Source organism: Candidatus Flexifilum breve, from assembly GCF_016713355.1.
Window position 1 is genome coordinate 317,301 of record NZ_JADJPI010000037.1, and the last position, 22,276, is coordinate 339,576.

18 protein-coding genes are annotated in these 22,276 nt (G+C 61.3%); 7 read left to right on the forward strand and 11 right to left on the reverse strand.

Going from position 1 to position 22,276, the window contains the following annotated elements; translation table 11 throughout:
- Nucleotides 1–12: 12 nt before the first annotated feature.
- Complete coding sequence (hypF, locus tag IPK17_RS32355) at nucleotides 13–2,310, reverse strand: carbamoyltransferase HypF (protein ID WP_343421857.1); 2,298 nt, start codon at nucleotides 2,308–2,310, stop codon at nucleotides 13–15.
- 127 nt (nucleotides 2,311–2,437) lie between these two features.
- On the opposite strand from hypF, the gene IPK17_RS32360 reads away from it, so the two are divergent.
- Entirely contained in the window at nucleotides 2,438–3,457 is a 1,020-nt protein-coding gene (locus tag IPK17_RS32360; protein WP_343421858.1) for a GNAT family N-acetyltransferase, read from the forward strand.
- Nucleotides 3,458–3,498: 41 nt separating this feature from the next.
- Here IPK17_RS32360 and IPK17_RS32365 read toward each other — a convergent pair whose 3' ends face one another.
- Nucleotides 3,499–4,029: a DinB family protein gene (locus IPK17_RS32365; RefSeq protein ID WP_343421859.1), complete on the reverse strand. Its 531-nt coding sequence runs from the start codon at nucleotides 4,027–4,029 to the stop codon at nucleotides 3,499–3,501.
- Between the two features lie 133 nt (nucleotides 4,030–4,162).
- Between IPK17_RS32365 and IPK17_RS32370 the strand changes: the two genes are divergently transcribed.
- Nucleotides 4,163–4,960, forward strand: a complete 798-nt coding sequence (locus tag IPK17_RS32370; protein WP_343421860.1) for a hypothetical protein — start codon at nucleotides 4,163–4,165, stop codon at nucleotides 4,958–4,960.
- 51 nt (nucleotides 4,961–5,011) lie between these two features.
- Here the strand turns inward: IPK17_RS32370 and IPK17_RS32375 are convergent, their stop codons facing one another.
- The 3 genes from IPK17_RS32375 to IPK17_RS32385 all read right to left on the reverse strand — a co-directional run bounded on the left by IPK17_RS32375 (nucleotide 5,012) and on the right by IPK17_RS32385 (nucleotide 8,632).
- The gene (locus tag IPK17_RS32375) at nucleotides 5,012–6,286 is read right to left on the reverse strand and encodes an O-antigen ligase family protein (protein WP_343421861.1); all 1,275 of its coding nucleotides are present in this window, start codon (nucleotides 6,284–6,286) and stop codon (nucleotides 5,012–5,014) included.
- Between the two features lie 73 nt (nucleotides 6,287–6,359).
- Complete coding sequence (locus tag IPK17_RS32380) at nucleotides 6,360–7,400, reverse strand: Gfo/Idh/MocA family protein (RefSeq protein WP_343421862.1); 1,041 nt, start codon at nucleotides 7,398–7,400, stop codon at nucleotides 6,360–6,362.
- The gene (locus IPK17_RS32385; protein ID WP_343421863.1) at nucleotides 7,397–8,632 is read right to left on the reverse strand and encodes a glycosyltransferase family 4 protein; all 1,236 of its coding nucleotides are present in this window, start codon (nucleotides 8,630–8,632) and stop codon (nucleotides 7,397–7,399) included. The genes IPK17_RS32380 and IPK17_RS32385 overlap by 4 nt, the downstream gene beginning before the upstream one ends.
- A 186-nt stretch (nucleotides 8,633–8,818) precedes the next feature.
- Between IPK17_RS32385 and IPK17_RS32390 the strand changes: the two genes are divergently transcribed.
- Together IPK17_RS32390 and IPK17_RS32395 are read left to right on the forward strand one after the other, a co-directional pair.
- Nucleotides 8,819–10,075 carry a glycosyltransferase gene (locus IPK17_RS32390; RefSeq protein ID WP_343421864.1) on the forward strand — a complete coding sequence of 419 codons (1,257 nt, stop codon included), beginning with the start codon at nucleotides 8,819–8,821 and terminating at the stop codon, nucleotides 10,073–10,075.
- A 48-nt stretch (nucleotides 10,076–10,123) separates the two neighbouring features.
- Complete coding sequence (locus IPK17_RS32395; protein WP_343421865.1) at nucleotides 10,124–10,621, forward strand: phosphoglycerate mutase family protein; 498 nt, start codon at nucleotides 10,124–10,126, stop codon at nucleotides 10,619–10,621.
- A gap of 263 nt (nucleotides 10,622–10,884) precedes the next feature.
- Here the strand turns inward: IPK17_RS32395 and IPK17_RS32400 are convergent, their stop codons facing one another.
- Complete coding sequence (locus IPK17_RS32400; RefSeq protein ID WP_343421866.1) at nucleotides 10,885–12,549, reverse strand: sensor histidine kinase; 1,665 nt, start codon at nucleotides 12,547–12,549, stop codon at nucleotides 10,885–10,887.
- A gap of 279 nt (nucleotides 12,550–12,828) precedes the next feature.
- Between IPK17_RS32400 and IPK17_RS32405 the strand changes: the two genes are divergently transcribed.
- From IPK17_RS32405 to IPK17_RS32415, 3 genes are all read left to right on the forward strand, one after another.
- Complete coding sequence (locus tag IPK17_RS32405) at nucleotides 12,829–14,637, forward strand: SLC13 family permease (RefSeq protein ID WP_343421867.1); 1,809 nt, start codon at nucleotides 12,829–12,831, stop codon at nucleotides 14,635–14,637.
- Between the two features lie 55 nt (nucleotides 14,638–14,692).
- Nucleotides 14,693–14,950, forward strand: a complete 258-nt coding sequence (locus IPK17_RS32410) for a YkgJ family cysteine cluster protein (RefSeq protein ID WP_343421868.1) — start codon at nucleotides 14,693–14,695, stop codon at nucleotides 14,948–14,950.
- Nucleotides 14,951–15,063: 113 nt separating this feature from the next.
- Nucleotides 15,064–16,422, forward strand: a complete 1,359-nt coding sequence (locus IPK17_RS32415) for an FAD-binding oxidoreductase (RefSeq protein ID WP_343421869.1) — start codon at nucleotides 15,064–15,066, stop codon at nucleotides 16,420–16,422.
- A 77-nt stretch (nucleotides 16,423–16,499) separates the two neighbouring features.
- On the opposite strand, the gene IPK17_RS32420 is transcribed toward IPK17_RS32415, so the two are convergent.
- The 5 genes from IPK17_RS32420 to IPK17_RS32440 all read right to left on the reverse strand — a co-directional run bounded on the left by IPK17_RS32420 (nucleotide 16,500) and on the right by IPK17_RS32440 (nucleotide 21,986).
- The gene (locus IPK17_RS32420) at nucleotides 16,500–17,504 is read right to left on the reverse strand and encodes a Gfo/Idh/MocA family protein (protein ID WP_343421870.1); all 1,005 of its coding nucleotides are present in this window, start codon (nucleotides 17,502–17,504) and stop codon (nucleotides 16,500–16,502) included.
- Nucleotides 17,501–18,508: a Gfo/Idh/MocA family protein gene (locus tag IPK17_RS32425; RefSeq protein ID WP_343421871.1), complete on the reverse strand. Its 1,008-nt coding sequence runs from the start codon at nucleotides 18,506–18,508 to the stop codon at nucleotides 17,501–17,503. Before IPK17_RS32425 ends, IPK17_RS32420 begins: the two co-directional genes overlap by 4 nt.
- Nucleotides 18,509–18,794: 286 nt before the next feature.
- On the reverse strand, nucleotides 18,795–19,616 hold the full coding sequence (locus IPK17_RS32430) for a carbohydrate ABC transporter permease (RefSeq protein WP_343421872.1): 822 nt from the start codon (nucleotides 19,614–19,616) through the stop codon (nucleotides 18,795–18,797).
- A 22-nt stretch (nucleotides 19,617–19,638) separates the two neighbouring features.
- Nucleotides 19,639–20,610: a carbohydrate ABC transporter permease gene (locus IPK17_RS32435; protein WP_343421873.1), complete on the reverse strand. Its 972-nt coding sequence runs from the start codon at nucleotides 20,608–20,610 to the stop codon at nucleotides 19,639–19,641.
- Between the two features lie 110 nt (nucleotides 20,611–20,720).
- Nucleotides 20,721–21,986, reverse strand: a complete 1,266-nt coding sequence (locus IPK17_RS32440; protein WP_343421874.1) for an ABC transporter substrate-binding protein — start codon at nucleotides 21,984–21,986, stop codon at nucleotides 20,721–20,723.
- Nucleotides 21,987–22,276 lie beyond the last annotated feature (290 nt).

Sequence of the window (22,276 nt, forward strand, 5' to 3'; positions counted from 1 at the left end):
TTCTCATGAAATTCACTTCAGTCGATTTTGCTGGAGACGCCATGCGCCAAGTGCCGCCTGACCGAGCGCCAAGCCGCCGTCGTTGCTCGGCACTTGACGCTGCACCAGCACCGTGAAACCGTGCTCTCGCAGCCCGCGCACCAGCGCGTCGAGCAGGCGCACATTCTGGAACACCCCGCCGCTCAAGGCGACTGTGCTGCCGTGACCGTCTGCGCGCAGGTGGTCACAGACGGCGATCAGTGCCTCGGCCACCGCGCTGTGAAAGCCCGCCGCGATCCGGCTGACTGGGACGCCCGCGCGCACATCGGCGGCGATCTGCGTGATGAGCGGCGCGGGATCGAGGACGAGCGCGCCCCCCGCATCCGCCACAATGGCGAGAGCGTAGGGCTGGGCGTCGTCTCCGGCAAGCCCTTCCAGTTCGATGGCGGCTTGGGCTTCATAGGTGACACGTTGGCGCACGCCGATCAGCGCGGCCACCGCGTCGAACAGCCGCCCCATGCTGCTGGTCGGCACGGTTTGAAAGCCCGTCTCGAACTGGCGCCGCAGAATTTGGCGTTCGGCAGGCGGACAGGCAGCGACGGGCGGCACATCGTCATTCCACTCAATGCCCGCCGCCCATAACTGCGCCAGCGCCATGCGATACGGGAACTTGACCGCCGCATCACCGCCCGGCAGCGGCACCGGCTTAAGGTAGGCCGCGCGCCGAAAATCGGCGTAGTCGGCGATTAGCACCTCGCCGCCCCAGATCGTGCCATCGGTGCCATAGCCCGTGCCGTCGAGGCACACGCCGATCACGGGCTGCGCGCCATCGTGACCATGTTCGGCCAGCACCGCCGCCATGTGCGCGTGATGATGCTGGACTTGAATGAGCGGCAGTCCCGTTTGCGCGGCGGCGCGCTGCGCCCACTGGGTCGTCAGGTAGTTGGGGTGCAGATCGCACACGAGGGCGCGCGGTTCGGCGCGATAGAGCTCCCGCAGATGCGCCTGCGCCCGCTCGAAGGCGGTGAGTGTTTCGAAGTTTTCCATGTCGCCGATGTGCTGGCTCAAAAAGGCGTAGCCTTCGTGCGTGAGGCAGAATGTGTTCTTGAGTTCGCCGCCCGTCGCCAGCACCGACTCCGCGGCGAACGGCAGTTTGATTGCAAAGGGAGTGTAGCCGCGTGATCGCCGGATTGGCAGTTCGCCGCCCTCGAATACGCGCAGCACCGAGTCATCGCACGGCGTGTGGATCGGGCGGTCATGCAGCAGCCACGCATCGACCAGCGGCGCGAGGCGGTCAAGGGCTTCGGCGTTGTCAATCGCAATCGGCTCGCCGGAGAGGTTGCCGGAAGTCATCACCAGCGGGTCGGGCAGCGCGTCGAGCAGCAGGTAGTGCAGCGGCGTGTAGGGCAGCAGCAGGCCGACGTACGGATTTCCCGGCGCGACTCCGGCGCTCAATGGGCTGTCGGCATGCTGTTTGACCAGCACAATGGGGCGCTGGCGGCTGACGAGCAGCGCCGCTTCCTCGTCGCTGATGTGGGCGATGTGGCGTGCCATTTCCAGATCGCGCACCATCACGGCGAATGGCTTGTCGACGCGGCCTTTGCGCTCACGGAGCAGCGCCAGCGCGGCGTCGTTGGTGGCGTCACAGGCGAGGTGAAAGCCGCCCAAACCCTTGATGGCGGCGATCTGCCCGGCGCGCAGTAGCTCACTGACGGCGGTCAAGGTGGCCTCTGTGCCGCGAACCGAGTCACCGTGTTTCGCCTGTAACCAGATGCGCGGCCCGCACACGGGGCAGGCGACGGGCTGCGCATGAAAGCGGCGGCTCAGCGGGTCGTGATACTCGGCGGCGCATTCCGGGCACATCGGGAAGGTGGACATGGTCGTGCTGGCGCGGTCGTAGGGAATCGCTTGAATGATGGTGAAGCGCGGCCCGCAGTGCGTGCAGTTGATGAACGGGTAGCGGTAGCGTCGATCCGCCGGGTCGTAGAGTTCGCGCAGGCAAGCGTCACATACGCCGACATCGGCGGGGATGTGCGCGCTCACGCGGTCACTGCTCTGGCTGGCGCGGATGCTGAACTCGGTCTCGTGGAGCAGGGGCAGTGCGGTCACCGTGAGCGCATCAATGTGCGCCAGCGGGGGGAGTTCGGCGGTCAACGCCGCGTGAAACTGCTGGAGTGCCGCCGCCGCGCCTTCGACTTCGATGAACACGCCGTCGCCGTTGTTGCCGACATGCCCGCCGAGTTCATAGCGAAGCGCCAGCCCATAGACAAAGGGACGAAAACCGACGCCTTGTACAATCCCCTGTACATGCAGACGCCAGCGTTCACTCATGCCATCCATACCCGTACTTGTTCCCATACGCGGGTGAGTATAGCGTATCCTGAACGCCCGTTGACACATCTCCTGACATCTCGTAGACTTAGAACCGTTGTGACCCATCCTAGACTCGGAGTGAACCATGAGCAATATTGTCACGCTGGCCGATGGCTCGACCGCCCGCCCGGCGCGGCTCGACGATGCGCCGGCCATGCTGGCCATCTACCACGCTGTTTCCCAAAAGCTGATTGGCGAGCCGGAAGAGACGCTCGAAGAAATTGTCGATACCATGCAGGAACCGTTCGTCGACCTTGACCGCGATGTGCGGGTAGTGCACACCCCGCAGGGCGAGCTGATCGGGTTTGGGTGGGTATATCTGCGGTTGCTCCGTGATGTGGAGATCGACTTGTACATGCATCCCGACTTCTGGGCGACCGATACCGTCGTCATGCCGTATTTGACGGCGTGGGCGGAAACCCGCGCTCGTGACGCGCTGGCGCTCGTCCCCGAACATGAGCGCGTGACCGTCACCGCGTGGTGCTATCACAACGATGATTGGTATCAGGCACATTTGCGGCAGTTGGGTCTGGAAGTGGTGCGTTCCTCCTACTTGATGTGGATCGACTTCAACGAACTGCTGCCCGCCCCGGTGCTCCCCGCCGGGTTGACCATCCGTGAGTTTCGCCGCGACGAGGATTGGCATTATGTCTTCGACGTACGCCGCGAAGCGTGGCTCGACATGTGGGGTTTTGTCCCGCGCACCTATGAGGAAGACTATACCGATTGGCGGCACTACTGGGAGAAGAATTTCCACGAAGGCTACTGGTTTGTCGCCGAACAAGACGGCGTAGCGGTCGGCGTGTGTTTGGGCGAACCGACCTACAACGGCGCTGATGATGTCGCCTATATTGCGAGCGTGGGGGTGCGCCGCGCGAATCGCCGGCAGGGGATTGCGTTCAGCCTGTTAACCTCGGCGCTGGCACAGTTTCAGGCGCGTGGCAAACGGGCAGCTTCGCTTTACGTCGATGCCTCCAGCCTGACCGGGGCGGTTGCTCTCTACGAGCGCGCCGGGATGCACGTCAAGCGCCGCTTTGACCGCATGCAGAAGGAACTGCGCGCGGGCGTTGATCAGCGTGTACAGGTCGCCGGGGCACTCGAGTAAGTCGGGGCGCATGAGGTGCGCCCCATATGTCATCCTCAGGTTTACGACCGTCCGCCGTAGTTCTCGCGGATGCTCTTCAGGTGATGCAGTTCGTGCCCGGCGATGATATACAATGCCGCGCGCACGCTGAGGGGGTTCTTGTTTGCCGCGCCGACGCGCACATAGGCCTCATCGTCGAACGAATTGAACAGTGACAGCGTCGCCGCGCGGATGCTGGTGTATTCCGCCCAGATCGACGCCAGCGAGCGCTGGTTTGCGCCAGACGAGGCCACAAATGTGTCCTGATCAAACCCGGCGAGTTCGGTGAGATCCGCGCGCGCGACGCGCAATGCACGATAGCCGAAGATCCGCTCGGTGTCCATGATGTGCACGAGGATCTCCTGCACCGTCCACTCATTTTCGGCGCACGGCTTGGTCAGCCAAGCCGCCGGGATCTCGTTGATCACGGTTTCGACTGCCGACAAACTTGTTTCCAAATGCTGCAAGACGAGGCCGTCATCGGCGACGAGCTTCATGTAGTCGAGCGTGTACGGCGCGTATTCACCCGGTTGGGGTTTCGCAATGGTTCGCATGGTTTTCTCTCTCAGAGAGCATAGGTCGACGAAGCTAGCATAACATAGCCGCGCCCGACTCAACTAGCTCCAGCCACATTTTCAGATAACTCACGCTAAAATGGAAACACTTCACCTAGTCGGGATGCCGCTCATGAAACACGTCTTACGCTTGATTCGGATTATCCTCATCGCGCTGATCGCCTTTTTGCTCGGCGTGTGGTCGGTGCTTGCGCTGCAAGGCTCAAACCCACCGCCGCCCACCTATAACCTCGTCTTCGAGCATCAGCCCGGCCCGGACGTGCCCACCCTGCAAGTGCTCGCAGCTGAGGCGGGCGCAGTCACCGACGAAGAGATCCTTGCCGCGGTCGCTGCCTACTATGAAGCGAATGCCGAACGGCTGGCACTGCTGTGGCGGGAAGACAACCCCACGCGGCTCGCTGGGATTTTCAGCATGTACATCAGCCACATCAGCATGCCCTACGGCGTGACCACCTTTCCGGCTTCGGTCGCCGAGTTTCTCACGCAGGAGCGCGCGCACTGTGGCACCTACATGGTGCCGCAGAATCATATCGCGCTGGCGCTCGGCCTGACCATTCGCACGATCGAATTTGTCGGTGAACATGCATGGGAAGAAGTGTGGGTCGATGATCACTGGGAGCTGTTTGATGCCACGACCAATACGTGGATGAGCCGTACGAGTCTGGAACTGCTGCAAGGCCTGGAACGCGAATATCGCTACTTCTACACGCCGATGCTCGACATCAACCATCCGGAAGCGCGCTTGCATCTTGCGGAAGGGTACGACATGCCGCGCTTACGGTCGCGCATGCCCTTGATGGGCATCGTGTATTTCCCGCCCGGCGAACGCCACGTATCGGATCCGTTGGGGCCGCTCGCCGACCAGATCATGGCCGCGAGCGCAGCCATCGACGCCGGTCAATCTTCTTAAAGCGGGGTTGAGGTCTGGAGTAGGGGCGGGACTCGTCCCGCCCCTCGCTCCTCAGGTTAAGTGCTGATCGCGTGGTACAGTCTGTTTGTGTTGTACATAGACCGCCGCACCCAGACCTACCAACCACCAGAACGCCCAGATCCAACGATCCGCCAGCGTGACCGCATCCGCCAGCCCGAAGATCGCGTGGGCGAGGAGACCGCCCGCCACGGCGACCGCCACGCCGCGCAGACGCACATCACCGCCGCGCCATACCTGCCATAAACACCACGCGAGCGCCACATGCAGGCTCACATAGGCCAGCAGCCCCGGCAGCCCCATGTCGAGTGTGACGTGCAGCAGTTCATTGTGCGCGTGCGGTGGATTGCGTTCGGGATAGCCGACGACGGTATAACCCGCATCACGGAAATCCGCCGCGCGGAATTTGTTGATGCCAATCCCCGTGATCGGGTAGTTCATAATTGCGCGCAGCCCCACGCTCCAGATGTCGAAACGCATCGACGCTGTCTGCTCATCCCGTTGATTCAACGCAATCCCGGCGGTTTGATCGCTAGCGGTGTCGAAGACGCCGGCTACCAGGCCGATCTCCAGCAGCATGAGCACGACGATCCCCGCGCACACGGCGACTTTCCAGCGGCGGCGCGGGATGAGCAGCGCGGCCTGTGCGAACAGCACGACGAGCACGCCCGCAATCGCCATGCGGCTTTGACCGAGCGCGATGGCCAGCGCGACGGCCGCGAAGCCGACGCCGTACAGCCCGGCATGCAGGCGCTTCGACCAAGCGCTGATGAGCAGCGCGAAGGCGAACGGCACGAACCATGCCAGCGCCCCGCCGATCTCGTTGACGTTGAAGCCGCCTTCCGCGCCGGGGAACTGTTTCCACACGGGCATGGCTTGTGCAATCGTCAGCAGTGCTGACGACTTGCCGATCCACTGCGAGCTGACGAGCGCCAGCAGACCCACGCCGAGCGTGAGCGCGCTGGTTGCCAGCAGCAATACGGAGAATGCGCGCCGTCCACGGCCAATATCGGTGAGAAGCTGCACGATCACGATGCCGAAGGTGATGCGCCCACTCATCTCCCAGCCCCACGTGAATGGCGTGATCAGATGATTGATGTTCGCGAGGAGCAGCAGAGCGAGCAGCGGGATGTCAAGCGGCGTGCGCACCCACAAGCGCCGTTGGTCGATGAGGCGGGCAATGAGCACGGGCACATAAAGCAGCAGCCACGGCATGCGGGCTTGATACGACAGCAGCCATGTGGCCGCGATCAACACGACCAAAACTACAGGCTGAAGAGCCAAAATCACACGGGCAATTTGACGCAAAATGCACCTGTTACTGTATCCAACCGAGCAGCACAGCCCCGCCGCCAACCGGCGCGGGGCCGGGGTGACGTTCTTACCGCAGCACGATCTCACGGCCTTCTGCGGCGGATTGATAGATCGCCGTGACCACCTCCAGCGAGCGCCGAGCTTCGCGACCATGCGTGGCGGGCAGGCGATTTTGACGGATGGCGTCGATCATCTCGATGTACTGTTCGCGGTGGCTGTAGCCGTAAACCGACGGCGGGTCGACCGCTTCGCGCATGAGCAGTTCGCGTTCATGTTCGAGGCTGCCTTGCACTTTCCAGAAGACCTTGCGATTGAGCGCCGTCCCGCCCACCTTGACCGAGCCGTGCTGCCCAAACAGCGCGACCGAGCCTTCGAGGTTTTCGGGGTAGGTGATAGTTGAGCCTTCGATAGTGGCCAGTGCGCCGCTCACAAACTGCAAAACGGCGACGCCCACATCTTCGGCTTCCATGCGATGCGCCAGCGTCCCGGTATAGGCCGTGACCTTTTTGACTTCGCCCATGAGCCAGACGAGCGCGTCAATGTGATGAATCGACTGGTTCATGAGCGCGCCGCCGTCCATCGACCATGTCCCGTGCCAGCCGTCCTCGTAATATTCCTGCGGGCGATACCAGCGCACCGTCGCATTGCCGAGGTGCAGCTGGCCGAGCTGACCCGAATCGACCAGCGCGCGCAGTTCCCGCATCGGCGGATTGAAGCGGTTTTGCAGCACCACGCCGAGCGTCACGCCTTCACGTTCGCAGGTTTCGATCAAGGCGTCGGCATCCGCCAGCGAGAGCGAAATCGGCTTTTCCATGAGCACATGCTTTCCCGCGCGCGCCGCCGCTTGTCCCATTGGCGAATGCAGCCCGGAGGGGACGCACACCGACACGACGTCGATGTCGGGATCGTCCAGCACCTGCTGATAATCGGTGTAAGCCTTGACGCCATACTTAGCGGCGGTGTTTTTGGCGCGGGAGTCGATGATGTCGCACACGGCCGTCAGCTTGACGTTGTGTGACGGCGCCAGATCGGCGAGCGCCTGCGTATGGCGGCTGGAGATGCGGCCGCAGCCGACGACGGCGAAAGTGAGCGGTGGTTGGGTGGTCATAGCGATTCCTGTCGAGCGATGCGCTGCAAGAGCGAGAGATAGCCGGTTTTGACGCGTTCGGGCGCGAGGTGTTGTTCAGCATAGCGGCGTCCGGCCTGCGCCAGTTGATCGCGCCGTTCGGGATCGGCGGCGAGCGCCCGAATGGCCTCCACCAGCGCGTTGACATCACCGATGGGGACGACGACGCCCGCTTCGGCGGCCTGCAGCAGTGTCGCGCCTTCGCCGCGAATGGCCGCGATGATCGGTGTGCCGGTGGCGAGACCTTCGTACATTTTCGCGGGCAGTGTGCCGCCCGCCACCGAGTGATCCGCCAGCGCGACCAGCGTAGCGTCCGCGCTCGCCCACGCGCTCGGCATATCGGTGTGCGGCAGCGTCCCCGCGAGGATCACGTTGGTGAGTTTCCGGGCTTCGACTTGCTGACGCACGCGCTCAAACTGACTGCCACCGCCCACAAAGTGAAAGCTTATTTCGGGGAGCTGCGCCGCCGCATTCAGAATTAGATCGAAGTCGTAGGTCAGGCTCATGTTGCCGACGTGGACAAGCGTGAATCTGTCCGGATCGAGGCCGAACTTCGCCCGCGCCGCCAGACGTTCATCTTCGGTCGGCGGGCAGAATTTGCGCAGATCGACCGCATTCTGAATCAGCGTGACATGGTCGGGTTTCCCATCGACGGCGATGATCCCGTCGACGACGCCGCTCGTCAGGCCGACGATGTGCGCGGCGTCCCGGTACGCCCATTTTTCCACCGGGCGCGCCAGTTTGACCAGCAGACTGTCTTCTTTCAGCACACCCGTCGCCACGGCAGACTCCGGCCAGAGATCCGACACATTGAGCAGAATCGGCGCGCGCTTCATCAGTTTGAGCCAGCCGCCCGCCAGACACACGAACAGCGGGTGCGACTCAACGAGAATGACGTCCGGACGCGGCAAAAACGTGCCGCGCAGCGCCGCCAGTCCCATAAAGCTGATTTGGTTGGCGAGCCGCTGACGCGCGCGTTTCTTGGGCGAGGCGTATACCCGCACCCGCTCCACGGTTACGCGCTCCAGTTGATCACGGTAGAACAACCGGGATCGATACTGCGGCGGAATAATGCCTTCCGGGTAATTGGGCACGCTGGTGATCACCGTCACCTCATGCCCTTCGTCGGCCACATCTCGCGCTAATCGACTGAGCCGCACGGCCGCCGCGCCCATTTCCGGCGGATAGAATTGAGTCAGAATCCAGAGTCGCACACGCACTCACCAGCGTTGAAGATCACACCTTGTCCACAGTACCACGAATTCGCGGACTGGTCACATTCTACTCGAAATCGAACATAAGCCTAATCTTCTGATGAGGTTTATGGGATGATATGGTCAGTATGCAGCGTCTAACACCTTGACGAGCCTTATTGTTTTCCATTGGGAGCTAGTTTGTTTATGTCGGCACCGATTCGCCGTGTCTCGATGATCTCGTTTCATACCTGCCCGCTGGCGCAGCAGGAGGGCAAAGAAACGGGCGGGATGAACGTTTATGTCTATGAGCTCTCGCGCCAACTTTCGCGACAGGGCATCGCCGTCGATGTGTTCACGCGCAGTCAGGACTCGCATCAACCGCACATCGTGCAGGTCGATCCCTTCTTCCGCGTGATTCATGTGCCCGCTGGCCCGGAAAGCCCCGTCCCCAAGAAGCAGCTCATACAGTATCTGCCCGAATTCGTAGCCAATTATCACAAATTCGTTGCTGAGCAGGGTGTGCAGTACGACGTCATGCACTGTCACTACTACCTCTCCGGCTTGATCGGCATCGAGATTCAAAAAACGACGCCGCTCCCGTTGATCATGACCTTCCACACACTGGCGCTGATGAAAAACCTCGTCGCGCGCGACGAACTGGAACTGGAAGAACGACCGCGCATTGACGCCGAATTCGAGCTGGTGCGCGTGGCCGACGCGATCATCGCGCCGAGCGAAAGCGATCAGCGTTACCTGCAATATCTGCTCGAAGCCGACCTCAACCGCGTGGTCGTCATCCCGCCGGGCGTCGATCTGGAGAACTTCAAGCCGATTGATCAGCGGGAAGCGCGCGCGCATCTCGGCATGGATCCCGACGAACTGCTGATCCTGTTCTGCGGGCGCATTGAGCCGCTCAAGGGGATCGACATGCTGCTCTACGCCACCAAGATCATGATTGAGCAGAACCCAGACATGCGTGTCGGGCTGACGATCATTGGTGGGAACGTGTCGCAGCCGCCGTCGCAGTGGTCGAAGGAGCTGCAAAAGCTGGAAGAACTGCGCCATTTACTCCGCTTGGCGCCGCTGGTACGATTTGCCGGGCAGCAGCCGCAGGAGATTTTGCCGTACTACTACAACGCCGCCGATGTCGCCGTCATGCCGTCGCACTACGAGTCGTTTGGCATGGCCGCCGCCGAAGCGATGGCGTGCGGCACGCCGATCATCACGACGAACGCCACGGGTATTTCCACGCTGATCGACGGACGGCATGACCTGCTGATCACCTCAGTGAACAACCCGCTCCTGCTGGCATCGCAGATGGGGCGTCTGCTGATGGATCGCGCGCAGCACGACCAGATCAGCCAGCAGATGCTCAACACGGTGCAAGACCTGAACTGGACAACGGTCGCCGAGCGCGTGGTCGACGTGTACGCGGCGACTTTGCAGCATGTGCAGCACTAGCCTGTGATCAAATTTCTGAATGCAATGTTGATGAGGCGACACGACAACATGAACGTCACCAAACACTGGTACATCTTCCGACATGGACTCGCCACGCACAGCAAGACTGGCTATGGCGCGCAGATTCGCACCGCGCAGGTGCTGCCGGAAGGCATTCCGCCCGTGCAGCGCTTAGGACGATTTCTCGACACCTGTCCCTATGACTGGGGGGCGCGCTCAGAATTCCTGCGCTGCCAGCAGACCGCGCAGATCGTCACCGACATTACAGGACGGACGTTTGTCGCCGACCCACGCCTGAACGAGCGCGTCGATGAGCCGTTCAACGAGATCGTCGACCGCGTCAAAGCCTTCATCGACGACGTGAACGTGACTGAACATCAGCATGTGTGGGTATGCACGCACGGCATTGTGATCGCCGCGCTCAAAAGCTGGCTCACGCGTGGAGAGTTCAGCCGCCAGCACGAAAACGACTACATTCAGCCGGGCGAACTGCTCAAAATCAACCCGGAAGGTGTCGAGGTGGTCAAGTTTGCGGTGCTGGTGTAGCTGTTGGGTCATATAGCCGTCAGCGGCTGCCCAATCAGCCCATCACCTGTCGGGACGAGGCGTGAGCGTATTTCACTATTGGCGAAATCAACCTCACCCTGCTTGCTGCGCAAGCCGTCCCTCTCCCTACGGGGCCCTACGGAGAGGGACACGATCCGCCGCGTCCTTTCCCCTCGCCCCTTGGAGACGGGCGGTTGAGCGCAGCGAAACGGGGTGAGGTTAGGCAACCCTTTACAGTTTCCCTACGAACAGGTTGCTGTTGTTTACGCTGTTCGCGCGGGCAGGCAGATGCGGAAGATTGTCCCTTCGCCGGGGTGACTCTCGACTTCGAGGCGCCCGTCATGCGCTTCGACCGCGCGTTTGGCGACCACCAAGCCGAGCCCCGTCCCCGCAATCCCCCCGACATTCGACGCTCGATAGAACGTGTCGAAGAGGTGCGGCAGTTCCGCTTCGGGGATGCCGATGCCGGAATCACAGACGGCGATGCACAGTTCTTTCTCATCCAAGGTGACCGCGATATCCACGTGATCCCGACCCGGTGAATACTTGACCGCGTTCGAAATCAGGTTGCTGATGGCTTGCTGGCACAGTTTGACATCCAGCAGCACGGAACCTGGCACCCCGTTCAGCGTCAGGTTGAGGCGGTGATCAGGCGTGATCGGCTGCATCTCATTGACGATGATCTGGCACAGCATGAACGGATCTACAGCTTCCAGCCGAAGCTGCACCGCCACCGTATCTGAGCGACTGATAAACAGCACTTCTTCGGTCATATCTTTGAGGCGATCCACCTGCGCCTGAATCTGCTGTAAGCGCTCTTTCTGCTGTTCGGGCGTCATGCGATGGCCGTACAGATTGATGAGATCGAGCGCGCTTTGAATGCCCGCCAGCGGATTGCGGAATTCGTGCGAGAGCATGGAGGTGAAACGCGCTTTCATCTCGGTGAGCTGCTTTTCGTTGACGAGCGCTTGCTCCAGCGCGTGGGTGCGCTGGGCGACGCGGTCTTCGAGTTCGGCGGCGTAACGCTGGAGCCTCTGATGCAGCGAAGCATTCTGCAGCACAATCGCGATCTGCGGCGCGAGCGCTTCTAGAAAGCGGAGGTCATCCTCGGTGTAGGCATTGAGCTTGTAGCTTTGCACCTGAACCACGCCGACGACCTGATTGTCGAGCCGCATCGGCACGATCAAAGCCGACCGGGTGTAATCTTCTTCGTCGTCTGTCCCATCGTAGACCTTGCTGTCCTGGTCGACGTACATAGTCGGCGTTTTGCCGCTGGTATGCGCAACAAAGTCGTTGATCAGCAGTGATTTGCCTGTATCGATGGCGAGGCTTTGCGTCGCATGCGGATTGTCACGCTGGAGCGGAATAGCCGGGAACACGGACAAGTCGAGCAGTTCGCCCTCATGCCGGGCGTGCAGGCAGCGGATGAGTTGGTCGTCGGCGCTGTAGCTGGAGAGCAGAAAGGTCGTGCAGTCCATCGAGCGGGACAGAATGGTATACAACCGCTCAAAGATCAGGTCGGGGTCAAAGGTGCTGCTCAATTCCTGACCGGACTGCACCACCAGATTGAACTTTTGGATGATCTTGTCACGAACGGTTTCGGTGTGGAGCGGGGTCGCGTGCAGCGCCATGAGCGAACAGTCGGTGTCGGCGATGGGGCGCAGACTGAACACACGGACCGAGTGACCGAGCAGCGCGAGATCGACGTTGTAGACGGTATCCGCGTCAGGCACCAGTGGGATGGCGTGCGCCTCGGGCATCAGACTGGACAACGAGCAGCCGCAGAGATCCGCTAACGATCGGTTCAGCCACGTGAGCAGAGCGCTGTTTGCCGCGCAGACCTTCAAGTGACTGTCAAACACGAGAATGGGCTGTGGGATTGCGTCAATGGTGGTCTGGAACTGTTCAGACCGGGTTTGCACGCACATCTCCAAACTCTTTCTACCTTTGGTACAGCATAGAATTGAGATGACATTAAGAATACTGAAGAATGTGTAATGCTCGCGTAAACGTTTTGTAAAATTCGCACATTTAGGGAAGAGTTTGGTAAATCCGCCCAGCGATTCGCGAGGCGGAATGGGGCACTCTGGTGTACGCTGAGAATCCATCAGTCAGTGTGTATGCTGTGCCCGTTTGACCGCCGCCAACTGCGTTCACGAGTCGCTTGGTTTTGCGGTGCACACCAGCACGTAGAGGAAAGGGAGTTTGTGCAGCTTTCGTTGCCGGAGCTGACGCTCATCATCGTCCTGTTCGCGACTGTAGCACTGATCATTTCGGGGCGGGTTCGACCGGATCTCGTCGGTTTGATGCTCATCGTCGGACTGCCGCTCACCGGGATCATCTCCCCGGAAGAAGCGTTGTCCGGGTTCAGCCGGTCGGCAGTTATCACCATCATCGGCCTGTTTATCATCTCGCAGGCGCTGGAAGACACGGGCATCATTCAGTGGATTGCGGCGCGCATGAAAGCGATAGGTGCGGGCTCTGAGATGCGCTTGGTCGCGCTGTTCATGCTGGCCGGGGCGGCGCTCTCGCTCGTGATGAACAACATCGCCGCGGGGGCGGTGCTGCTGCCCGCGGCGGCGCAAGTCGCGCGCGAATCGAATGTGGCGCCGTCGAAGATACTGATTCCGCTCTCGTTCGGCACGCTGCTCGGCGGGATGGCGACCTACTTCACCACGGCGAACATCATCATGAGCGGTATCCTGCGCGAACGCGGCCTCGATGCGCTCGGCATGACCGATTTCGCGCTGGTGGGCGGGCTGATTCTGCTGGTCGGCAGCGCCTATATGCTCTTGGTCGGGCGGCGTCTGCTGCCGGCCAACGCCTCATCCGCGCAGACCGCCAGTGCCTATCTCCTCTCGCAGTCGCTCTCCAAAACCTATCACCTGGACGAACGTTTGTGGGAACTGCGCGTGCTGCCGGGATCGCGGCTCGCCCATGTGACGCTGGAACAGAGCCGCATCGGGGAAGCGCTCGGCTTGACCGTGCTGGCGATCTGGCGTGGGCACCGCGCGATCCTGAACCCGCTGCCCGTCGAGATGATCCAGCCGCAGGACTATCTCGTGATTCTCGGACGCGAGGATCGGGTTTCGCTGATGCATGATTGGGGTGTTGAGATCGGGCGTCCCGATGCCAAATCGAATGGCAAGCGCGATTACACCGTGGATTTGACTGAGGTCGTCATCCCCCCGCGCTCGGGCATCATCGGATCAACGCTCACCGATACGCGCTTTCGCAGCAAGCACCAACTGACAGCGGTCGCGCTGTGGCGAGAGGGGCGCAGCTACCGCACGGATGTCGGCAAACTGCCGCTGCAGGTGGGCGACGCGATTCTGATGGTCGGCGCGCCCGCGAAAATCCGCTCATTGGCGGAGGAGCGCGACTTCATGGTGCTGCAAAGCGGTCACCGTTACCGGCCACCGCTTCCGCACAAAGCGCCCATCGCGCTGGCGATCACCATCGTAGTACTGCTGGTCGCGATCTTCGAGCTGATGCCTACCAGCGAAGCGATGCTCTTTGGTGTAGCTGCGTTGGCGCTGACGCGCTGCATCAGCCTAGACGAAGCCTACCGCGCGATCGAGTGGCGGGTCATCTTCTTGATTGCGGGTATGCTGCCGATCAGTATTGCGCTCGTCAACACCGGGTTAGGGGCACGCATCGGAGAACTGCTCGTTGGCGTGGTCGCGCCGTATGGCGGCATGACGCTGATCGCGGCGTTGTTCCTCCTGACGATGCTGCTCACGCAGGTGATCGGTGGGCAGGTAGTTGCGCTGATCATCGGCTCGATTGCCATCACCGCGGCGGAGCAAATGGGCGTGAGCCCCCAAGCCATGGGCGTGGCCGTGGCGGTCGCTTGTTCGACGGCCTTCCTCACACCGATCGCCCATCCGGTCAATGTGCTGATGATGGGGCCAGGTGGCTACAAACCCGCAGATTTCGTGCGCGTCGGCCTGCCGCTGACCGCGCTTGTGCTCATCACGCTGCTGATCGGGATGCGGTTGTTCTGGGGTGTATAATGGTCGACCTGCCCGTGCTCGGGCAGGTCACTTGTCGCCTAGGTAGGATGTAGTCATGGATTGTCGGGTAGGGTGTGGCGCGTGCTGTATCGCGCTCTCGATTTCGTCGCCGATTCCGGGCATGCCGGAGGGCAAACCGGCAGGGGTGCGCTGTGTACAGCTCAGTGAAGATAACCGCTGCCTGATCTTCGGGACGCCCGAACGCCCGGAGGTGTGTAACCGCCTGCGCCCTAACGAAGAGATGTGCGGTCGCAGTTTCGCCGAAGCTTATACCTACTTGATTACCCTCGAACAGATCACTAGTCCGATCTAAATCTCAGGCGAATGCCGCGCCCGTAACTCCATCCATTGGCGGATGAACATATAAGTGATCGCTCGTATGATGTACCCGTATTTGTGAAATCAGACACAGGTAGGGGGACTACCATGACGCAATTCATGGGCGAATTGACACTGTATCGACCGGGCACGGCAGGTTATGAGGACGCGCGCAAGGCGTGGAACCTCAGCGTTAATCACCACCCGGCGTGGATTGTCGTGGCGCAGACCGCGCACGATGTTGCGGAAGCGGTGCGCGCGGCGGCCGCGGAAGGTTTAGGTGTGGCGGTACAATCGACCGGGCACGGTACGATCCGTCCGGCGGATGAAGGCGCGGCGTTGATCATCACCTCGGCGCTGAAGGATATCACCGTGGATCCGGAACTTCAGCGCGCCTGGGTTGGCGCGGGTCTCAAGTGGGGTGAAGTCGTCGCCCACACGCAAAACTACGGCCTCACGCCGCTGTTCGGCTCCTCGCCGACCGTCGGCGTGGTCGGCTATACGCTGGGCGGCGGGATGGGCTGGTTCGGGCGGAAGTACGGCTTGGCGACGGACAGCGTCGTTCGTTTGGAAGTCGTGGATGCGCAGGGTGACATTCTCAGCGTGAGCGCAGACGAGCACCCGGATCTGTTCTGGGCGCTGCGCGGCGGTGGCGGCGCGTTCGGCGTGGTCACGGGCATGGAGATTCAGCTCTACCCGGTGCAGACCGTGTACGGCGGTAATTTGCTGTATCCGATTGAGATGGCGGCGGATGTCTACCGCTTCTATCGCGAGTGGATCAAGACGCTGCCCGACGAATTTACCAGTTCGATTGTGCTGATGAACTTCCCGCCGCTGCCGCAGGTGCCCGAATTCCTGCGCGGTAAATCGGCGCTGATGGTGCGCGGCGCGTATGTCGGGGATGCGGCGCAAGGTGCGGCGTACATTCAGCCGTGGTTGGAGTGGCGCGCCCCCATGGCGAATATGTTCCAGACGCTGCCCGTCAGCGAAATGCGTGCGATCAGCAATGATCCGGTCGACCCGATGCCGAGCGCGACGAATGGCACGTATCTGCGCGAGCTCAGCGACGACGCGATTGACACGATCATCCGCTATGGGCTGGGGCAGGGCGGTCAACCGCCGCTGGTGTTTGCTGAAGTCCGCCACATGGGCGGCGCGATCAGCCGCGTGAGCGCGGACGCCAACGCCTACAGCCACCGTGACGAAACGCTCAATTTGGTCATGATCGGCGTCGCGCCGACGCCGGAAGCGGGCCAGTTCTTCCAGCAATATACAGCGAAGTTTATGCAGGAACTCGGCGCGGCGCGCTCTGAAGCCGTGTACGCGAATTTCCTCGACGGTGAGGAAGCGCAGCGGCGCATCCGCGAGGCGTACACAGCGGCCAAGTTTGAACGGCTGACGGCGATCAAGGCGCAGTACGACCCGCAGAATCGTTTCGGCTACGCGTTCCAGATTCCGGTGAAGTAACCTCCCCTGTTTCGGTGCGCTCAACCGCCCCTCTCCATCGGGAGAGGGGCAAACATCCCTACGATGTTAGGACGCGGCTAGATCTTGACCGGTTCCCCCGTTTTGGCCGACTGATACGCCGCCGCGACGATCTCCGTCGCGCGCAGGCCGTCAACGCCCGTGACAGTCGGGGCGCGTTGGTCGCGCACGGCGTCGAGGAAATCGCGGATCATCCCGGCATTCGCATCCGATCCCCAGAACGCCCAGCGCGGCTTATGCGCATATACGGCGATCCGCTGCTTGAAAGCGTCGGCGGTCGCCACGCCGTTCGTGCCGATGATATCGAGCGCGAGGCCGCCCCACGTCGGGTAAGCGGCGGGCTTGCTCCAACTGCAATCAATCGACGCGAACATGCCGTTCCGGAAGGTCAGCATGACGAGCCCGCCCGTATCGACGCTCGTTTTGTCCCGCCCAATGATCGTGTTGGTCTGCGCGTAGACCTCGGCAACTTCCGCGTCGAACAACCAGCGGAACAGGTCGGCGAGGTGCACCGTGTGGTCGATCAGTGCGCCGCCGCCTGCCAACTCGGGATCGGCGAACCAGTTTCGTCCCAGAAACGCGAGATTTTCCGCCTGATGAAACTCCGGCAGCGAGCCTTGATTGGTACTGTTGATGCCGTAGATCGCGCCCAGCGCCGGGATCAGCTTTTTTATTTCCATCACGGGCGGGCTGAAGCGCATGGGGAAGGCCGTCATCAGCGGGACATTGGCCTGCGCGCACACGTCGACCATGCGCTGCGCATCGGCGACGGTCGTCGCCAGCGGTTTTTCGCACAGCACGGCGACCCCCTGTGCCGCGGCCAGTTCCACCAGTTCGCGGTGGCGGCTGTTCTCCGAGCACACGATCACGCCGTCAATGCCCGCGGCGAGTAAGGCAGCATACGAGTCAAACAAGCGAATGCCGAATTGCTCGGCGAAGTGCTGACCGCGCGCCGTGTTGTCGTCCGCCGCGCCGACGAGTTCGACATCGGGCATGGCCTGTAATGCGCGCACATAGCCTTCGGCGTGGACGTGGGCAAAGCTCAGTAAACCGATGCGCATCATGAGGCACTCTCCAGCTTGACGGGACGCCCGGTCTTGGCCGACTCGACGGCGGCCAGCGCGATTTCCAGCGCGCGCAAGCCATCTTCGGCGGTGACGCGTGGGGTCGCACCGTTGACGATCACATCGTAGAAGTGTTTGATCTCGGTGACATACGGGCTTTCGGCGAGCGGACTGCGCGGCACGGGCACGGAGGCCGTGTCTTCGGTCTGATGCAGATACACGTTGACCGCCGTAGCGCTGCCGACCGGCTGTTCGATTACGCCCGCGCTGCCCGCTATTTCCAGCGCCGTGCGGAACATGCCCTGCGGGTAGCACCAGCCGCCCTCGACGTTCGAGATCGCGCCACTGGCATGCGTCAGAATGGCGATGCCGTAGTCGCCGGCCGCATCCGGATTTTGTCCGCGGGCGCTCCGGGCGTACACGCTGACCACATCCCCGGCGATCCACCGCGCGTAATCGAAGTCGTGGATCATCAGGTCGACCATCATGCCGCCCGACTTGGCCGGGTCGAGAAACCAGTTGGTTGCCCCTTCGACGGTCGTCCACTTGGGGACGGCGCTGCAGCGCGTCAGGCGCACGACCGCCGGGTCGCCGATGTCGCCGCGCGCGACGGTCGTTTTCGCGAGCTCATATTCGGGGAAGAAGCGCACCACATGTGCTATCAGAAAGTGTGTGCCGCGCGCTTGACACGCGGCGACCATTTCCCGCGCGTGCGCCACGCTGAGCGCGATAGGCTTTTCGCAGATGATGTGTTTGCCCGCGTTGGCCGCCGCCATGACGTGTTCGTAGTGGTAGTCGGTGGGTGAGCACACATCGACAATATCCACAGCGTTGAGCAGTGCGTCAAGGCTGTCATAGACCTGACAGCCGTAGAGCGCGGCCTGTGCTTCGGCCTGCGCCCGGTTCAGCGCGTAAAAGCCCGCCAGCGTCGCCGGGGTCTGCGCCCACCCGGCAGCGTGCGTCGAGCCCATCAAGCCAGCGCCAACTAAACCTACTTTGACCATGCAATAAGTCTCCTTTTTGCGTCCCATCGTGCCGAGGAAGAGTCATGAAGTCGATTCAGAATCAGCAATGTGCCTAACCTCACCCCGTTTCGCTTCGCTCAACTGCCCCTCTCCATAGGGAGAGGGGCAAGGGCTCGGTTATGTCCCTTTCCCCACGGAGAAGGACGGCTTGCGCAGCAAGCAGGGTGAGGTTGATAAGACGCGGATGTAATGAATCGCGTCCCTACCAAACGCCTATTCCAGCATTTTGACTGTCAACTGATCACTGTTCACTGTGAACTCGCTTCTACTTCACGGCGCCCGCCGTCAACCCGCGGATCAACTGCCGCGAGAAGATGAAGTACAGCACGATCACCGGCAGCATGGACAGCGTGAGCGACGACAAGACCGCGTTCCAGTCGCTGACGAACTGGCCAAGGAAGATCTGCGCGCCGAGGATCACCGTGCGCGATTCGGGCGCGGAGGCGAGCAGCAGCGGAAACCACAGATCGTTCCAGATTGGAATCATGTTGATGACCATCACCGTGCCGATGGCGGGACGCACGAGCGGCAGCGTCATCCAGTAGATGCGGTACTCACTCGCTCCGTCGACCCGCGCCGCGTCTTTAAGTTCTTTGGGCACTTGGCGCATGAACTGCGACAGCACGAACACCGCCAAGGGCAAGCCAGACGCCGTATAGATCAGCACCAGACTGATCAGCGGCGAGGGTGGGCTGAGCGCCACCAGCATTTTGAGCAGCACGACCGTCCCCAACCGGATCGGGATCATGATGCCAACGGCCATATACAGCCCGAGGAAGGTGTTACCCTTGAAGCGATACTCCGCGAGCGCGTACGCCGCCATCGACCCAGCCAGCAGAATCAGCAGCAGCGAGACGATTGTCACGATCAGGCTGTTGCCGAAGTACAGGTGAAAGGCCGAGCGGTCGAACACCGTCTCATAGCCGACCAGATCGAACGTTTCCTGCGTCGGGAAGCTGAGCGGACTCTGGAAGATCGCCCGGCGGTTTTTGAACGAGTTCATGACGATCAACAAGACCGGGGAGATGGCGACCAGCGTGTACAGGATGAGCGCCGCGTGGACGCCTAATTTTTGCAGCCATCTCATGATTGTTTGCCCGTCAACGTCGTCATAGCTGAATGTCCATTTTGAGGATGCGGCGCTGCCAGCCGAACAGATAGGCCAGCACACCCGCCGCGATGATCACGAACATCACGCCCGCGACTGCCGCGCCCATGTAGTCGTTGCCGAGCTGGAGCTGGAAGCCGAAGAACGTACGGTAGAACAGTGTTCCGAGGATGTCCGTCGAGAAGTTTGGCCCGGCCAGTGCGGTCTGCGTGGTGTAGATCAGGTCAAAGGCGTTAAAGTTGCCGACGAACGTCAGCACGCCGACGATGCCGACCGTCGGCAATATCAGCGGGAACTTGATGCGCCAGAACACGCTCCACGCGGTCGCGCCATCGACGCGGGCGGCTTCGACGATCTCGTCGGGGATGCCCATGAGCGCGGCGAGGAAAAGCATCATCGGAATCCCTACCCACTGCCACACCGAAATCAGCGAGAGCACGGGCAGCGCCGTCGTTTCGAGCCCGAGCCACGGCTGACTCTGAATGCCAACCGCCGCCAATAAATCGTCAGCGACGCCCCACACGGGGCTGAGGATCAAGCGCCAGATGAAGCCGACCAGCACCACTGAGAGCACGGTCGGCGTGAAGATCAGCGAGCGGTAAATGGTCGCGGCGCGGCTGCCGATCAACTGCGAGCTGATCAGCGCGGCGAGGAACAGACCGATCGGGTTTTGCACACACATGTGTACGATGAAGAAAATAACATTATTGCGCAGCGCGCCCCACAACCGCGGCGACCACAGTGGATCCGTCAGCAGGCGGATGTAGTTGTCTAGCCCGGCAAATACGACTGAGCCAGTCTCGTTCTGCGTGAAGAAGCCGAGACCGAGCGAACCGAGCAGGGGAATGATCATGAATGCCGTGTAGATGATCACCGCCGGGGCGAGAAACACCAGAATATGGACCGGAAAAGGTTTTTTGCTTTTCTGGGGCGTTGTGCTTTGGGAGAGGGAGCGTGTTTTTTCACGTACCATACTGCACACCGAGTCCTTTACGCCAGAACAGTGGCTCTATGGGCAGGGGCGCAGCATGCTGCGCCCCTGCCGTGTAACTCAGATGATGGTTGCTGACCGTGCCGGGAGACTTACGACCCCTGCTGCGGCGCGTACCACTGTTCCAGACCAGTCTGCACCGTGTCGGCGGCTTCCTGCGCCGTCACGGCGCCGTTCAGCAGCTGGGCGCTCTGCGTCCACAGGTCGGTTTCGTTGTTCGGCTCACCGCGCGACAGAATCTGGTAGGACGAGCGGATCGTCGTTTCACACTGACCGCGCCAGCTCAGGAATTCACCCGCGACCGGGTCTTCGACGCTGATCTCGTGGTTCGACAGCGTGAAGAAGCCGGGGAGCTGGTTGGTGTACAGTTCTGCGAATTCCTGCGAGGTCATCCATTCGAGGAACGTGCGCGCGGCTTCAGCGTTCGGGCTGGCGCTGTTCATACCCATGGCGATGTCGGTGTGATCGCTGATGTAGCAGGTGTCCGCGCCTGCGGGCGGCGGCGGGGCGAACGCGCCGAGTTCAAAGTCGATGCCGGAATTTTCGAAGTAGCCGATGTCCCACGAGCCAGCCGGGTAGACCGCGGCCTGCCCGAACATGAACAGGTTCTGCGCGTCGGCATAGGTCAGTGCCTGATAGCCGTCCGCCATGAAGGGCGTCCAGCGCGACAGGGCTTCAAACGCGGCGAGGAAGCCACCTTCGTTGTACTTGGCCGTGCCGTCGATCAAGCCGAGGCGGCCTGCTTCACCACCCCAGTAGTTCGGGCCGATGTTCTGGAAGCCCATCGTGGCGCTTTCCCACTGGTCAGCGGTGCCCATCGCCAGCGGTGCGTAGCTGCCGCTGTCCTTGACCGTCTGGAGCAGGGCGAGGAATTCTTCTTCGGTCGCCGGTTCGCTCAGGCCGAGTTCTTCGAAGATGCTGGCGTTGTACAGGAAGCCATGAATGACCGAGGCCATCGGCACGCAGAACACGTCCGAGCCATCATCGGTGATCCACGCGCTCTTAGCGACATCGCTGAAGTTTTCCATGCCGGGCAGGTCGTTGAGCGAGGACAGGTGCCCGTCAACGAACAGTTGGAGCGAAGCGTCAAACGGACGGCAAGTGATCAGGTCGCCCGCGGTGCCCGCTTCCAGCTTGGTGTTCAGCGCGGCGTTGTATTCGGTCGGCGCGGTGGGCGAGAAGACAACATTGATCTCCGGGTGCTGTGCTTCAAACGCGGGGATAATGACATCTTCCCAGATTGCCAAATCGTCGTTGCGCCAGCTTTCAATGGTGAGGGTGACGGCGTCCTGCGCGGCGACGGAGAAGGCTCCGACCAGCACGAGCAGCAAAAGTGAGAGCATAGCCAATTTCTTCATCAGGATCGTGTCCCTTCGCTTGTAGTAATAGATAATTTGAAACACAAACACGCACAGACTGACCTTCATCAGTTGCTTTCGCTTCACCTCCGTTCGCTTTCAATCGGTACCACGTTAGATTGTAACAACAATCACCGCCAGTGTCGAACCAATTTTACCCCACCCGCCCCTTATCGAAATATTCATGTTTCACTCAGCGAGAGCTTCACTTCGGTTGATTTAATGTTAAAAGTAAGGTATTGAGAGCGAAAACTGCCGCATGGGTCGGTTGACCCTGTAGACGAAAGTCA